The following is a 14,517-nucleotide window of genomic DNA, read 5'->3' on the forward strand; positions in this document are numbered from 1 at the left end:
TCGCGATTCCATACCTCGGATGGCTTTCACGGTTCGGGTCTCGTACTTCGGCGTAGCTTCCGCAGACATCTGTTCCTTTCGGGTTTGCTCTTCCCATGAGTAGCAGCATTCGGAGCACCAGATCGACGCGGCGCTGTGATGTCAGGCGGCGTACCTTGGTGGGGCTGCAAGCCCTGCGCCCGCATCCTTTCACCTCGCAACCGGTGGGTCACCTTCTCGGGTTACCCACCACACGCGCGGCCGCTTAGCTCCGCCAATGGTGCGAAACCGATCGGTTTTGCACGCCCGGAACGCCTGTCGACGAGGTGGCGGAAATTCGCGGATCGGCGGTGTGCAAAACCCCCGTGCGAAACCCAAATCCGTGCGAAACTCAATCTGACCCTTATGCACGAGTCATTCGGGCGCTGGCGAACCACCGCCGCTCGAGGGGAGTTTGCATGAGCACCGATCAGTGGATCGGCGTCGCGACGGTGGCGGTCGGCGTCGTCTACCTCTGTGTTGGCGTCGCATTCGTCGTCCGATGGTTGGCGCGCTCCGGCAGTGCACCATCGCCCGGGCGCGTTCCCTACGGCTTGCCTGTCGTGACGTTCTTCTCGGGCGCCGTGGCGTTGATTTTCTCGGGGCAGAGTGTGATCGCCGGCTCTCTGCCTGGATGGGGCGGAGTGGTCATCATCGTCCTCATGCTCTTCGTCGGGATCGCGCCTCTCGTCGTCGCGCTCCGAGCGCGCGGCCGCCGGCCTTCGCGGGACGCGCGGTGACGAACGTCGTCGGGTACGCCCGCGTCTCCCGCCGTGAGCAGAACCCCGCTGCGCAGGAGGCCGAGCTGCGCGCGGCCGGCGCCGCGAGAGTGTTCGTGGATCACGGCGAGTCCAGCCGGATCACTGCGCGCCCGCAGTGGGTCGCTTGCCTCGACTATCTACGCGAGGGGGACACGCTCTTGGTGCGTCGCCTCGATCGTCTCGGCGGCAGCGAACGGATCATCCTCGACACCCTCAACGACCTCCGCGAACGCGGCATCGACATTCGCAGCCTCACCGAACCGCAGATCGACACGACCACGCCGATGGGCCGCGCCCTGTTCGGCATCGTGGCCGTGTTTGCAGAGCTGCGCGTAGACACGATCCGTGAGAACACCCAGCGTGGGATGGATCACGCTCGAGCACAGGGGAAGGCAATCGGTCGGCCGTCAAAGTTGAACGCGGCGCAGCTCTCCGAGCTGCGCCGGATGCGCGACGAGGATCGCGCGAGTTTCGCCCACATCGCGACTGTGCTCCAAGTCGACAGGACGACCGTCTCACGCGCCTACGCCGACCTCCGACGTCACGACGACGAGGCCGGCGCGAAGTCGTGACTCTAGCCATGCGTAGGTAAGTGCGCGCGACACGCCGCGAAGCGCACACGTTAACGCCTAGGCCTAGGCCACTATGGGCAACATGACGGCACATCGACTCCCACGAGGTACACGGCACGATCCTGTCGCCCTCGGCTGGGAGGTCGAGCGAAACGTCCGCGACAGGCTCAAAGCGATCGCGAGCAACATGGGTGTCTCTGCCGCTGTGCTGGTTCAGCTCATGGACGAGCACCTGGAGCTCACGGATCAGGGCGTGCCCGTTTGGTGGGAGCCCCTGCCGCGCGACGACGAGCTTGCCATGCCCGCCGACGAGGAGGGGTTGCTCATCACCAGCACCTAACGCATTAGGCCCGCCGCTTTCGCGACGGGCCTAGAAGCATTGGCTTCTCATCTCACTCAGTTTGCCGACTTCCGAGATGTGAAGCAGTCCCACCCAAGACCGGTTACCAGCCGGGCCTTCGGTGTACCCACCGGAACCTACCCGGAAGGAATGACCACATCGTAACAGCGGAGTTCGTCTCCGTGTACTCCCGACGCTCCCTTTTTTCGGGGGAGAAGTCTGCCGAGCTTGCACCCGAGACGTCACAGGCGGCCGCGTCGCGGCCGAACAAATCCCGGTCGGGTTCTTGGAGCCCGGAGCCGGCACCGGGCGCCTACGCGCCGCTGCCGTGTTGGTCGTCAGCCGGCGCATGGTTCGACGCGGTGATGGATGCCCTGGCAACACCGGAGGGGGAGCGCGTGCGCGCGGCCGTGAAGGTCGCGCCCCACACGCTGCTTCGCGTTGCGCAGGAGGATATGCGCTCGGCCGACGTCGGTACCGGGCGCGGTGTCACGACAGCGCATCAGACCGTCGCTGACCGCCTCGGTATGTGCAAGAGGACCGTGCAGCGGGCGCGAGAGATCCTGCTGCTGCTTGGCCTTTCAGCGGTCGTCATCGAGGGCCGCTACCTGCACGGAAGCGAGCGCATCGCAGCGCAGCTCAAGCACGGTGGCCGTCAGCTGCGCATGGCATCCACGAGGGCGCTCGTGATGCCCCGCAGCGCTGCTCAGCGGCCCCTCCGTGAGACGCCGGCGCCGATGCGCCCGCGTATCTCAGGTGCCGGCGAGATTGAGCGTTCTGTGGAGAATGTCCACCTACCCCGTAGGCGCTCAGCTCCACCTACAGCTCCCGTTCAAAAGAACTCACCAACGCGCGGTGAACCGCGCTCGAAAGCCGCTGCGCGGCGGCCAGGACGACGAGGTATCACGCGCAGCGGCTCGACCGCTCCTTCGACGTCCCCAAAGCCCATCGAACTTCAACGCTTCGCCGCTGCGCTGACTCAGCGCATTCCGTGGCTTGCCCGCGGTGTGCACGTCGGCCACGTCGTGGGGATGCTCGAACGCAGCGGCATCGACGTGTCGGAATGGAGCGTCGAGGGACTGATGTTTGCCATGAACACTTGGCTCACGCGGGACGGTCGTCGGGTGCCCGAAACATTCACCAGCCGGGGCGCTCTGGGCTTTTACGGTTGGCTCATCCGGCACGTCGTCACCGAGCACTCGCAGCTCGACCAGGCTCGCCGCGCCGCGGCGGCGCAGCGCGCCGCCGACCAGGAGCGTCGCGCCGCGGAACGTGCCGCGGAAGCCGCTCGCCGGGCGAGCATCGACCACGACGAGGTGGATCGCGTCATCGCCCAGATGAAGGCCGATCAGCGCGAGTACGAACGGACGTCCCGGGAGCGCGAGGCGGCACGCAAGCGCGCCGCCGTCGACGCCCGCCGGGAGCTTGCTGAGCGGACTGCGCAGCTGCGCTCTCGTGGCTGAGCATGCTCTGAGGCCATCCATCCGATAAGCGGCGCGACGCCGGAGGCGGGCACCCGTCAGGAGTGCCCCGCAGGGGCATCCCGAAGGGACGCGCAGCGCTCTTGACGGGTGCTCGATGGAGGCCAAAGTGAAGCGTCGGATGGACGGCCGGACCGCAGCCGGCGTCGACAACCCGACCACGGAAAAACCCCCGCGAGCACAAGTGCTCGCGCGGGGGTTTCCGGGGCGACGAGGGGGGTCGTCGCTGACGATCACATTAGTCGTCTTCCCATGTCGCGAGAGCCGGATACGACACGAACGTCGGCATCCCGTCGACGTCCTCGATTGTCTTCCCCGGTTCCGTGAAGCCAGCGGCATGAGCGAGCGCCGTCATAACCCATCGGGTATGCGCGAGGTCGAGGCCGGCGACGTTTTCGCGGAGGTCGATTGGTACGCCCTGACCGAGCGAAGACGCGATCCGGGCGAGACGCTGTTCGCCACCGCTGAGCGCTCCAATCTCGTAGCCGAGTCGGTCGAAGTCGACCGCGCTGGTGTCCCATCCGTGGTCAGTTCTGAGCCACGGTGCACCGCTGTACGCGAGCCCACCGCGGATGAGAAGTTCGACGGCGGCAGCGAGTGGGTTCGAGCCCTCCGCCCACGCGCGTAGCTGCGCGTGCAGCTGCGCGTCCGTGTCAATCGTCACGCGTACACCTCTGCCGATTCGGTCGGGGCATCCGCGGTGCTCGAGGTCCGACGCGGACGGGCCGGCTTCACGCGGGCAGCATCGGGGCGAGGGGCACCGGTGGCGCGCAGTTCTTTCTCCGACCATCCCGAGGCCAGGGCGTCGGTCCACGCTTTCGCGTGCCGACTCTGAGCGTCGCTGAGGGCCGTCCGGGCGGCGTCGGTGTCGTTCGCTGCGCTCACAATCGACCGCACCGCTTCCACCCGCCGATCCACAGTCGATTCGAGGAGGCGACGAGCGGCCGCGGCCGCGTCGTCAGGGTTCCGGTTCACGTCAGTCATGCCGCCAGATTAGTCGGACGGTGACACCGCCGCTAGTCATGCCTAGGCTAGATGACAGGCGCCGCCGCGATGCGCCGGACGCGGGACGCCGGCGGCGTCCCGTTCCGCACCTCGCCGTTGGCGGTGCTACACACCCCGGAAGGGGAGCAAGCAATAGACTTATGTGCCATAAGTCGCTTTCGGCCCTTCCGCTGCGCGGCCGGCCCGGGCATACTTGGCCGTATGGTCCCCGCCTCTGGGGGCGGGTTCGCTGCGCTGGGCTGGAAGGGATGGTGGTTCTCGTGTCGGAGTCGAACGAGAAGCGTCAGCTGTTCGGCCGCAAGCGTCGAGCGAACGCGAGCGGTGGCCGCCGGGATAAGCGATACGTCCTCTCGGTGAACGCCGAGGAGGATGCGCAGCTGCGTGCTCGAGCTGAGGTCCGCAGCGTGAGCGTGCCGCGGTTGCTGTTTGAAACGGCGATCGACGCGAACGTTGTGACGGCCGCGGATCGCAAGGCGGCGGTGGCGATGCTGTTCAAGTTGCAGCGGGAGATGTCGAGCGTTGCGAACAACGTCAACCAGATCGCCCGGTTCGCGAACACGGAACGTCGGTTCGTCGCAGAGGCGGAGGGCGTGCTGGTGCAGTACCGCTCGCTCGCCCGCGAGATTGAGAAGGCGTTGGCGGCGGTGAACCGCGCATGATCGCGAAGGTGACCCGCGGTGCGCGGATGAGCGGCCTGATGACCTACCTCGTGGGCCCGGGTAAGTCGAACGAGCACACCGAACAGCATCTTGTGGCCGGCGACTCCGCCGTCATGACGATGTACGGCTACGACTCGCTCGACAAGGCCGCGGCCTTGGAGATTGCGGCGAGCCTGGACGCGCCGCGGCGTGAGTTCGGCGTCGACGTCACGCGCCAGGTGACGCGGGTCGACCCGGACACGGGCGAGACACTGAAAGAGCGCGTTGACGCGAGCGTCTGGCACTGCTCCCTGTCGATCGCTGCCGATGAGGGTCAGCTGTCGGATGAGAAGTGGGGACAGATCGCCCAGGAGTTCGTGGACCGCATGGGCTTCACGGAAGTCAGCGGCAAGGCCGCGTGCCGATGGGTCGCCGTTCGCCACGGGCTCTCCGAGCACGGCAATGACCACGTGCACATCGCCGTTTCGCTCGTGCGCGAGGACGGCACGAAGGCCTCCACGCATAACGACTTCCACCGCGCCATGAAGATCGTCCGCGAGCTGGAGAACGAGTTCGAGCTGCGGCCGCTGCGCGCCGAGCGGGAACAGGACATGCCGCAGCGGCAGGAGAGCCGCGCCGCGCGCGAATCGGCGCAGCGCCGCGGCGCCGCCGAGGTCGACTCCACCCGCCTCGAGCGCACCGTGCGGGCCGCGGCGTCGGCGTCGATGGACGAGGGCGAATTCGTGCGACGGATGCGCCGCGAAGGTGTTCTCATCCGCCCGCGTTTCGAGACGGGACGCAACGACGTCGTGACGGGATACTCCGTCGCGCTGCGCCCCGAGAAGGGCGCACAGCCGGTGTGGCACAGCGGCCTTCGCCTGGCCCGTGACCTCACGCTGCCGGAGCTTCGCAAGGGCTGGCCGGACACCCCGGAGAACGCCACCGCGGCGGTCGAGGAATGGCGCGCGACGCGCAAGAACCCCGACCGGTACGTGCCCGCGCGTCCGGGTCGTGAAGAGTCCGAAATGAACCCCGAGTTTTTCAAGATGTACGCCGAGGACATGACGCGGCTGCACGAGTACATCGCCACGATCGACCCCGACGACCATGCCGCATGGGCACACGTCGCCCGCGAGACGTCGGGCGCGTACGCAGCATGGTCGAGACGGTTGGAGCCGGTGCCCGGGCCGCTGGCCCGCACGTCACGGACCCTCGCCCGATCGGCGCAGCTGCGGCCGTCGCAGAGCCGGCGTCGACCAGTGGCGATGCCGTCGATGGTCAACACCACGGCGTTGATTCTGGCGCAGGCGAGCAAAGGCAAGAACGCCGCTACCGAAGCGCTGTTGCTGCGGCAGTTGTCGCAGACCACCGTGTCGATCTTCCGCGCGGTCCAGGCGTCCGGGGATGCCCGTCGAGCGAGCGAGCTCGCCGCCACGGTGAAGAACAACCTCCGCGCCGTGCGCGACGGGTACGCGGCGCAGATCGCAGAGAACGGTGTCGCCGCGCTCACGTCCGAAGAGCGCGCGGTGAAGCAGCGTGCGGACATCGCAGCTGGTCGTGGCGGGCCGCTGCCGACCAAGCTCACCCCGGCCGCGCAGCCTGAACTTGCGCAGCCGGCACCACGAGTCACCGGCGCGGGCGACCGCGACGGAACCGAGAGATAGGGGGCACCATGAGTGAGGACGCCAGCGTCGAGGACGAGGTAGGCCAGGCGCTCCGTGTCGGGCTCGCCGTCGCCGCGCAGCTTGCCGACAAGTTCGCTCGTGCGCGGGAGGAACTTGCCCGCAACGCGCAGCATCAGAGCGAGCAAGAACAGCGTCAGCTGCAAGCGCGTTTCGAGGGGGAACGCGATGTCGCCGGCGCCCGCCTGATGGTCGTTGAGCGACCCGAATGGTGGAACCGTGCCGACATCGCGCAGATCGCCGGCATGCACGAGACAGCGCAGCAGTGGAAGGACTTCGACCCGCGCGCCCAGGCCGCGGCCGACACCATCGCCCGCGAGGTGAAAGAGCGCTACGGCGTCGACGTCGCCAACCTCGCCGCAGATCCCGGGGCCGTCCGCGCGGCGCTCGCCCAGGTCGAGTTGGACCGTGCCCAAGCTGCCCGCGGTGAGCGCACCACTGCGGCCGGCGAGTTCACTCAGGCGACGTTGGCGGTGCAGGAAGCCGACCGCCTCGACGCGCGAGCCGCGGCCGCGCAGCTCGGCCCGGACACCGGCGCGGGTGCCGGCGAGAACGGCGACCGTTCAGCCGACTCCTCCCGTGTCGATGAGGCTGCCCGCCTCGAGCTGCAAGCGCGTGAGTACGAACTACTCGCCACCCAGGGGGGCACCCCCGAGCAGACCCCGGCGCAACTGATGGAGCTGGCCTCCGACGCCCGCTCGCAAGCGCAGCTGCACCGCGACGTCGACCAGGGCCGGGAAAGCGCCTCGGCGGCGACTGTGGGCGCCGACCAGGGCCGCGCGAGTGCCGAGCGCAGCGAGGGGCAGTTGCAGTACGACAGCGCCGCACGCCGCGAAGCAACGGCGAACGAGCTGGCATCGCACGGCATCCCGCAAGAAACCATCGACGTACGCATGCGCGCCGACATCGCACAGGGAAGACCGGCGAGCGAGGCAGCGGCACACGCCGGCCGGGTGAACGTCCCCAAGACGAACCGCGGCCGCGGCGCCGACCGCTCAGCGGGGCGCGCCGAGCGCAGCCGGTAAGACGGCGACGTAGAGGGAGGGAAAGCCCGCAAGGGCTTTCCCTCCCTCATTGTTGGAGCCTCCGGCAGAATGCGGAGGTGGCAAGAACAATCAGGTTGCGCACGAAGAGGCCGGTCACGTCCGAACCGAGCCAGTACACGTCACGGTCGCTGGAATGGGCCAAAGTCGCGGCAATCCCTCTCACAGGGGCTGTCCTCGCCGCAGGAGTGGCGTTTTGGAGCGCTGATGTGACCAGCGATCGAGCCAGTGATGCGGCTTATGTCCAGCTCGCGATAAACACGTTGTCTCGGGAGCTCCCAGAATCGGATGCGCCGGAGCAGACCCGCGACGCAGAGATTGCTTTGCGGAGATGGGCCGCGGACGTTCTCTCCGACAGCGGGCCGGTGGAATTGCCCGATGCGGCGGCTGACGCCCTCGCTGGCGGCGAAATTTCGATTCCAAACGTGTCTCTGTCGCAGTACGAGCAGCTAAGAGCGCGTTGCGACGACGAATACGGAGAGCGCCCCTTCGGGTTCGGTACGTACACTGATGAACGGCGGGAGGCGTACTCAAATTGCGTGGCGCAAGCCGCCGATTTTGCCGAGAGGCTTCTCAGGCAGGAGGCTTTGGGAGCCGGCGCCGACGCCATAGCTTCCGGCGGGTACTTCGCAGAGAGCGGCCCCTAGCTGGTGCTGGGTTGCTTGTCCGGTGGGAACAGGTGATCCGGGGGCCGCTGATACGGCAGGGGCTCCCCGACCCGGTTCTCATCTTTCGCGTCCGCGAACGGGCCGTCGACGGCGAGCAGGATTCGCATGTGTGGGTCGGCGTGGTTAATCCACCAGGCGCTTGTGCCCAGGCCCGGGTCCAGGCGTGCCGCCTCCCACCCGCGCCACAGCGTTTCGAGGCGCTGCACGGCCTCGTCGGTGTTCCACCACTCGGCTTTCCACCGGCCCGTACCGGTGCCCTTGGCCGACACGCGCCGGCGGTAGGTGAATCGCCAGTATTTGCGCAGCCATTCATCCACCGAGCCGTAGACCGTCTCGTCGGCCGTCGTGTCCTCGCCAGCGGCTGCGGGCTCGAATGCGCGCTCAACAGCGGAGGCCGTGTGTTCTTGGAGCTGTTCGAGCCGTTCGGGCGTCAGAGCGGCGCTCAGCGCCTCCTTCGCCAGGTTGTTGACGAGCTGCGTGACGACAGCTGTCGCAGCGTCGGCCACGAGCGCGTCGACGTCGAGCGCGCCCAGCGCGTTCTCCACCGCCGAGCTCATGCCGTCCGCAACCCCGAGGGGGCTCCCCGTTGCTGGAGAGCCCCCCTGTGCCGGTGTCACGGCGTCGAACTCGTCGGAGTCCAGCGGATCAATGTCATCCATCGGTGCGGTCCTTCGCGTCCTCGCGTTCCAGCAGCGCTCGCATCGAGGAAGCCAGGTCGATCGGCGGTGCTGCCGGCGCGGCCGCGGGCACCGGTGCGGGTGCGGGTGCGAGGTCGACCGGCGATACCGGCGCCGACGTCGAGGCCGTCACGACGGACGACGCCGCGGGAGTGGCCGCCGGGTCGTGAGCAGCGATCGACGCCTTGATCGCCGCGACCTGATCCTTCGCGCCCTCGTACCAGGGGACCGTGCGCAGTAGCGCTGCCCGGGCGCCGGTGGAGAGCATGACCGCGCGGCCGCGGGGCATCGCGCCCAGCTCATCGACGGTCAGGATGCGCTCACGCTTGAGCGCCGTCGACGTCGACCGCACGCCCTTGTTGTAGCTGGCCGAGGTCGTCTCCCGGTCGTAGTCCCCGACCAGCTCGGAGACGTTCTGCAGGAAGTCGTTCTCTTTGACGCTGCCGAGGTACAGGAACGCGTTCGACGCGCTCCACAGCTTGAGCATGCCTTCGCGGCCGAACACGGCCACGCCCTGCGACCAGGACTGGAACACCGACATGATCGGGATGCCGCGGGAGCCGAAGTGCGAGTACAGGTCGGGCAGATCCCGCCACCGGCACACGTTCGCCGCCTCGTCCAGGATGCCCACCAGCGGGGTCCGCAGCCGCCCACCGGGTGAGGTGTCTGCGAGGTCGGTTGCCGCCTCGAGGGTGGCGGCGGTGAGAGCGGTGACGAGGGGGCCGGCGGTGCCGGCGCCCTCCTTGGACAGCGAGTACAGCGTGCCGCGGCCGCGCACGAAGTCGGCGGCATCGAACTGCGGGCGGGGGTCCGACGCTCCGCGCGGGTTCACCCAGTCAGCGACCTGCGTGTTCTTCAAGCACGCGGCCATTTCCTGCCCCGTCGAGTACACCGATCCGCGCAGCTTGTCGGTGGACTGAATGATGCCGAGCACCGCGTCACCGATCATCGGGTAGCCGCCGTCTCGCAGCAGCCGCACCGGCTCCTCATCGGTGGAGTCCGTCAACCACGAGAACACCTGAGCGATCGGACGCCCGCCGACCGCGGCCGCGAGCAGCATCCCAGCAAGGAGGTTCTGACCGGCGCCGTCGAAGAACGCATCCGTCTTGGCATCCGTCGCCCGCGAGCCGGACGCGAAATATTGCGCGAGCTTCGCCGCGCGGGTGTCGTCGGTGACGTACGACAGCGGGTTCCACCACCACGTCGCGTCCTCGCGGGCTACGCGCTGCGGGTCGAACACCCACACCGGGCCGTCCTTCGCTCGCACATCGCGGGTCGCGTCGAGCACGTCGCGCTTGTTCGAGGTCGTCACCACGGCACCCGGCGCGGCGATGATCGCGGGGATGACGAGCGAGGTCGACTTGCCCACGCGGGGGCCGGCGACGACAGTGATCATGTCCTCGAACGAGGCGTAGACCATCTTCCCGGTCGACACGAGACGCCCCACCGGCACGCCCGGTGAGCCCTCCACGCCGAGCCGCTTGGACTTCTTCATCGCCTCCTTCGCAAGCATCGGCGCCAGGTCCCGCTCCGTCGCCATATAACGCGCGGCGTGATCGACGTTCGCGCGCCGCTTCCGTCCGGCCGCTTTCAGGTACAGGAACCACAGCGCCACGGTGAGGATGAGCCCGACTGCGGACAGAGCGATCGCCGTCGCGGACGTCGACCAGGTGACGGTGCCCCTCGCCAATCCGCTGATGATTTCAAAGGGATCTTTCGACAGGCCCTCGTTTACCCCGTCCATTTGGGAGCCGAGCGCGACGGACACCCAGACGATGCCGACGACGGCGATCGCCGCGAGGGCGCCGCCGAGCATCAGAGCATCGTTGTTGGCTTTCCCCGGCTCGCGACGCCGGTTGTTGGCGGTGACGCTCATGGGTATTCCTCCGTGCTGATCGGGGCGAGTGCGTGCGTGTGTGCGGCGACGAGGATCACGGCAGAATCTCGACGTTCATCGGATCGGTCGGTAGCGGCTCCGCCGCTCGCCCGGCGCGCGAGGTCGCGTGCCAGAGCTTGTTGGTGTCGTTGACGTCCTTCTCCGCCGCGGTCAGCTCAACGCGCACGGGGATGCCCGGGCGACCACCGACCTTGATGAGGAAGCGCCCGCGACCGGGAGGCTCGGACTCGTGACCGGATACCGGGTCCCAGGCAGGCGGGTCCTGCCAGCTGGTGAGCATCCCCTGTTCCGCGACCGACATCGGCACCGCGGACGTCAGCAGCGGCATTTCCGCGCCGGGAAGGCCGCCGCAGATCACCATGCCGGAACGCTCCACGAAGCCCTTCGCCTTCATCTGATCCTCCGCCGATGCCAGCGCCAGGAGGTCGCTCATCGTGTGCGAGATCATCGCCAGGCCGACGCCGCGGGCGCGGTTCAGGCGGGTGAGGGCGTCGACGCGATCGACCATGCCGCGGCCGGCGCGCAGGGCCCGCCACAGCTCGTCCAGGATCACGAAGTAGTGCCGGCGTGGCTCCAGCCCCGCGTCAGCGAGGGCGGAGGCGACGTTCACGGTTCCGAACCCGGCGGACCAGCAGGCGAGCAGGATCGCCGCTTGTAGGTCGCCCTCAGAGTCGTCAATCGAGGACACGTCGTACACGACGGGGCGGTCCCGTCGCATGGGAGTGGTCGTCTGCTGTGAGAACACCTCGCCGAGGCGCCCACCGGTGGTCAGACCGATGAGGGAGGCTTCGAGGTCCTCCGTGATCGCCTTGTAGCGGGTGATGTCGCCACGGTCGAGGGCGACCTGTCGAATCTCGTCGGGTGCTTCCTGGATGACGCGCAGGAGGTCCGCGAGGACGGGGACGCCGTCGTGATGCTCGTCCAGGTACTTCAATGCCCGGTCGATGATTGTCTCTTCGCGGTCGGTCGGTGGCTGAGAGCGGAGGATCGTCAGCAACGCCGCGATCATCGTGTGCCGGCGGCCGTGCGCGTCCGCGAGGACCTGGTGCGCGAGACGCTGCACCTTCGCCGCGTGCTTACGGAGCTTCCCGACTTCCGTGGCCAGCTCGTCAGTGTCGTCGGTGGGGTCGGCGGCGTTGACTTGGTGCGTGAGCTCGGCGGCGTGCTCGAGCGAGCGGGTGGCCTCGTCGCGGAGCCGCTGCGCGGCCTCCGACGCCTCGCCGGGATCGAGGATGTTGAGGTATCCGCGGCCACGGCCCAACGGAATCACCTGGCCGTCAAGCGCCTGAATAAGGTCCACGTAGTCGGGCTTCAAATCGCCCAGCACCAGCGGGATCGTGCCGTAGCCCGCAAGGCCCGCGGCCATGCGGCGCGTCAGCGACGACTTGCCCAGGCCGGGCTTACCGAGAACGAACATCGACGGGTTCGAGATGAGCTGCGCGCGCTGGAACCAGCTGATCGGGTCGCAGCACACCGACGCACCCGTGGAAAGGTTCTTACCCAGCGGGACACCGATCATCGGCGTTCCGGTGCCGACCGAGAACGGGTAGAGCCCGCACACCTGAACGGTCGTGCCGCGGAACTCGTCGGCCGCGGTGACGTTGACGGCCTCGCCGCCGCCGCGGCCGAGCCAGCCGCGGATGCTCGGACGCATCGGCCGGCGCAGCGCCGTGCCCTGCTTGTCCTTCTTCCCGCCGTGCGGGATTTCCACACGCTTGCCCTGCCGGCGCCGGGTGCGACCGCGCGCGGGCGCCTGCCGCGACAGCGTGGGACGTGCCGCGACGTCGAGCGTCGGCGGCGCATCGTTCTGCGCGCGCACGGCTCGACGTGAGGGCGTCGACGGGTCGAGCGTGGCCGGCGTCGCGGACGACACCGCGCCGGTGGGCAGGCCGTCAGCTGACAGCTCCTCCCCCGCGGTGTCGCCGTGCGCCGCGGCGGTCGCACCGTCAGGCAGGGTGTCCTCTTCGGGCTCGAGGTCGTCGTCGCTGTTGGACGAGAACAGGCGGGTGAGCATGCTCACAGGGACTCCCTCACTTCGGTGGGCAGGCGCAGGTGCCGCGGGAGCACGAGCCCCAGCGGCAGCCCCGCGGCGAACACGGTGTCTTGCGATCCGAACGCGGGCCGCACGCGCAGACGCGCCGCGGCGGTGAGCGAGTCGATCGCTGCGCGGGCGTCGGCCTCGTGCGCGGCATCGGTCGTGGTCGCGGTGACGATCAGACCGAAGTTCAGCAGGCCCGCGCCGGATGCTTCCTCAGCCGCCGTCGCCTGGGCGGAGCGGGTGGAGAGCGTTGAGCGGGCCGTCGGCTTGGTCGAGGCCGAGCTGTTGAACTGTGCGGCGTTCAGGTCCGCCTCCACGATCGCCGCGGCGCGGGCCGGGTCGATCGGGCGGTAGAGCAGGGTGACGCGCTTGCGGGCGACGTCGCGGTGCGGGGCGAGCAGGCGAGCCAGGATGCCCGACTGCACGACACCGCGCGGCGGAGACGTCATGGTCCACGACGTCGACACGGCTCCGTCGTGACGGTACGTGTCCCATCGGGCATCCGCGGCGGCGGGGCCGACGTCCGTCCACGACAGCTCCGGCACGTCGCCTGCGGCGCGCGCCTCGTCAATCAGGACGGCGGCAGCGGGGTCGTAAGCGACCCGCACAACCTCGCACAGTTCCTGCGCGCCCAGCGGGCGAGCGGCGCCCGCTCCCGTGGCCGCGAGGCTGGTGGTGAGTCCGGGCAGACGTGCAGCGAGGTCGGCGGCGACCTCTTTCGCGTTGCGGCGCTTCCCGCCGATGCGGGACAGCGACGAGAACGTGACCGCGATGTACGCGCGGATCGTGGCCGATCCCACCGGGTAGCTGTCCACCACTTCCGACAGCATCGCGCGTGCGAACTCGGGGGCGTCGGGGTCCATAGACCCTTCCACCTCCGAGCGCAGGCGCGTGCCGGTGTCGGGTGCCGTCTCGACGGTGACCGAGGCGGCCTCGATACCGGGTTCGTCGCCGAGGTTGGCGAGCCAGATGCCGTACTCCGCGACCTGGTTGTTGACCTGTTCCTGGTCGACCAGGGCCGCACCGTCCGGCTCGGTGGCAATCACGACGGTGTAGTGCTTGGTCGAGGGAATGTGCACGAGCGCGAACTTGCGGCCGTGCGAGTCTTCGTGCTCGGTGAGCTGCGACGCCGCAGCCAGGCCGGGGAGCTGGTAGGTGCCCCACTTCGCTCGACCCGTGGGACCGGAACGGTAGATGTTCGCTCCCTTGGCCTTCGTGCGCATCCAGTTCACGCGATTCACCGTCCTTCCGAGGGCGCTCTGCCCGTGCTTGTCCTTCACCGAAACCGTCAGCAAGATCCCGCCGAAGATCCCCGCGGTGATGAGCGCGGCGCCGAGGCCGGAGAACATCGACGCGATGATCGAGGAGAGGATGCCGACGAACAGCACACCGGTGGCGAGCTGTCCGAGGCCGCCGAGTCCCGCGGTCTGCGGGCGACGCCAGTTGCCGTACGTGCGCGGCGCCTCAGCGCTGCGCGTGGGCGTTGTGGTGGTCATGAGTTACCGCTTCCCGTTGCGTCATCCGTGGCGGCCTTGACCGCTCCTGCTGCGTTCTTCGCGCCCTCAGCGGCCTTCGTGGCGACCATGAGGCCCACCCCGACCGGCCCAGCGCCCGCCGCTGCTGCGCCTCCGCCCGCTGCTGCGCCTCCCCCGGCCGCTGCGCCGCCCGAGGCTGCGCCAGCGCCGGCTCCCGCACCC

At 68.7% G+C, this 14,517-nt stretch carries 15 protein-coding genes; 8 read left to right on the forward strand and 7 right to left on the reverse strand.

Going from position 1 to position 14,517, the window contains the following annotated elements:
* The first annotated feature begins 437 nt into the window (after positions 1–437).
* The 4 genes from RWP81_RS01870 to RWP81_RS01885 all read left to right on the forward strand — a co-directional run bounded on the left by RWP81_RS01870 (position 438) and on the right by RWP81_RS01885 (position 3,154).
* Positions 438–758, forward strand: coding sequence for a hypothetical protein (locus RWP81_RS01870; protein ID WP_314451693.1), 321 nt, complete (start codon positions 438–440; stop codon positions 756–758).
* Positions 755–1,351 carry a recombinase family protein gene (locus RWP81_RS01875; protein WP_160897577.1) on the forward strand — a complete coding sequence of 199 codons (597 nt, stop codon included), beginning with the start codon at positions 755–757 and terminating at the stop codon, positions 1,349–1,351. The genes RWP81_RS01870 and RWP81_RS01875 overlap by 4 nt, the downstream gene beginning before the upstream one ends.
* An 82-nt stretch (positions 1,352–1,433) precedes the next feature.
* The gene (locus RWP81_RS01880) at positions 1,434–1,691 is read left to right on the forward strand and encodes a hypothetical protein (RefSeq protein ID WP_314451697.1); all 258 of its coding nucleotides are present in this window, start codon (positions 1,434–1,436) and stop codon (positions 1,689–1,691) included.
* 362 nt (positions 1,692–2,053) lie between these two features.
* The gene (locus RWP81_RS01885) at positions 2,054–3,154 is read left to right on the forward strand and encodes a hypothetical protein (protein WP_314451699.1); all 1,101 of its coding nucleotides are present in this window, start codon (positions 2,054–2,056) and stop codon (positions 3,152–3,154) included.
* 256 nt (positions 3,155–3,410) lie between these two features.
* On the opposite strand, the gene RWP81_RS01890 is transcribed toward RWP81_RS01885, so the two are convergent.
* Entirely contained in the window at positions 3,411–3,836 is a 426-nt protein-coding gene (locus tag RWP81_RS01890) for a hypothetical protein (protein ID WP_314451701.1), read from the reverse strand.
* Positions 3,833–4,156 carry a hypothetical protein gene (locus RWP81_RS01895; protein ID WP_314451703.1) on the reverse strand — a complete coding sequence of 108 codons (324 nt, stop codon included), beginning with the start codon at positions 4,154–4,156 and terminating at the stop codon, positions 3,833–3,835. The genes RWP81_RS01890 and RWP81_RS01895 overlap by 4 nt, the downstream gene beginning before the upstream one ends.
* 269 nt (positions 4,157–4,425) lie before the next feature.
* On the opposite strand from RWP81_RS01895, the gene RWP81_RS01900 reads away from it, so the two are divergent.
* The 4 genes from RWP81_RS01900 to RWP81_RS01915 all read left to right on the forward strand — a co-directional run bounded on the left by RWP81_RS01900 (position 4,426) and on the right by RWP81_RS01915 (position 8,187).
* Positions 4,426–4,836 carry a plasmid mobilization protein gene (locus RWP81_RS01900; RefSeq protein WP_399540527.1) on the forward strand — a complete coding sequence of 137 codons (411 nt, stop codon included), beginning with the start codon at positions 4,426–4,428 and terminating at the stop codon, positions 4,834–4,836.
* Positions 4,833–6,479 (forward strand): relaxase/mobilization nuclease domain-containing protein, encoded by a 1,647-nt coding sequence (locus RWP81_RS01905; RefSeq protein WP_314451706.1) that lies wholly within the window; start codon positions 4,833–4,835, stop codon positions 6,477–6,479. The genes RWP81_RS01900 and RWP81_RS01905 overlap by 4 nt, the downstream gene beginning before the upstream one ends.
* An 8-nt stretch (positions 6,480–6,487) precedes the next feature.
* Entirely contained in the window at positions 6,488–7,522 is a 1,035-nt protein-coding gene (locus tag RWP81_RS01910; RefSeq protein ID WP_314451708.1) for a hypothetical protein, read from the forward strand.
* A gap of 77 nt (positions 7,523–7,599) precedes the next feature.
* Positions 7,600–8,187 carry a hypothetical protein gene (locus tag RWP81_RS01915; RefSeq protein WP_314451709.1) on the forward strand — a complete coding sequence of 196 codons (588 nt, stop codon included), beginning with the start codon at positions 7,600–7,602 and terminating at the stop codon, positions 8,185–8,187.
* Here RWP81_RS01915 and RWP81_RS01920 read toward each other — a convergent pair.
* From RWP81_RS01920 to RWP81_RS01940, 5 genes are all read right to left on the reverse strand, one after another.
* A complete protein-coding gene (locus tag RWP81_RS01920) occupies positions 8,184–8,867 on the reverse strand; it encodes a DUF4913 domain-containing protein (RefSeq protein WP_314451711.1) in 684 nt (227 codons plus the stop codon). The genes RWP81_RS01915 and RWP81_RS01920 overlap by 4 nt on opposite strands.
* Positions 8,860–10,761, reverse strand: a complete 1,902-nt coding sequence (locus RWP81_RS01925; RefSeq protein WP_314451713.1) for a TraM recognition domain-containing protein — start codon at positions 10,759–10,761, stop codon at positions 8,860–8,862. The genes RWP81_RS01920 and RWP81_RS01925 overlap by 8 nt, the downstream gene beginning before the upstream one ends.
* Before the next feature lie 55 nt (positions 10,762–10,816).
* Positions 10,817–12,436 (reverse strand): ATP/GTP-binding protein, encoded by a 1,620-nt coding sequence (locus tag RWP81_RS01930; RefSeq protein ID WP_314451719.1) that lies wholly within the window; start codon positions 12,434–12,436, stop codon positions 10,817–10,819.
* Between the two features lie 362 nt (positions 12,437–12,798).
* Complete coding sequence (locus RWP81_RS01935) at positions 12,799–14,316, reverse strand: SCO6880 family protein (RefSeq protein ID WP_314451715.1); 1,518 nt, start codon at positions 14,314–14,316, stop codon at positions 12,799–12,801.
* The coding region (locus tag RWP81_RS01940) for a hypothetical protein (protein WP_314451717.1) at positions 14,313–14,517 on the reverse strand (205 nt) is incomplete at its 5' end. The genes RWP81_RS01935 and RWP81_RS01940, both read right to left, overlap by 4 nt.

It is taken from the genome of uncultured Microbacterium sp. (genome assembly GCF_963521695.1).
In the GTDB taxonomy this organism is placed as follows: domain Bacteria; phylum Actinomycetota; class Actinomycetes; order Actinomycetales; family Microbacteriaceae; genus Microbacterium.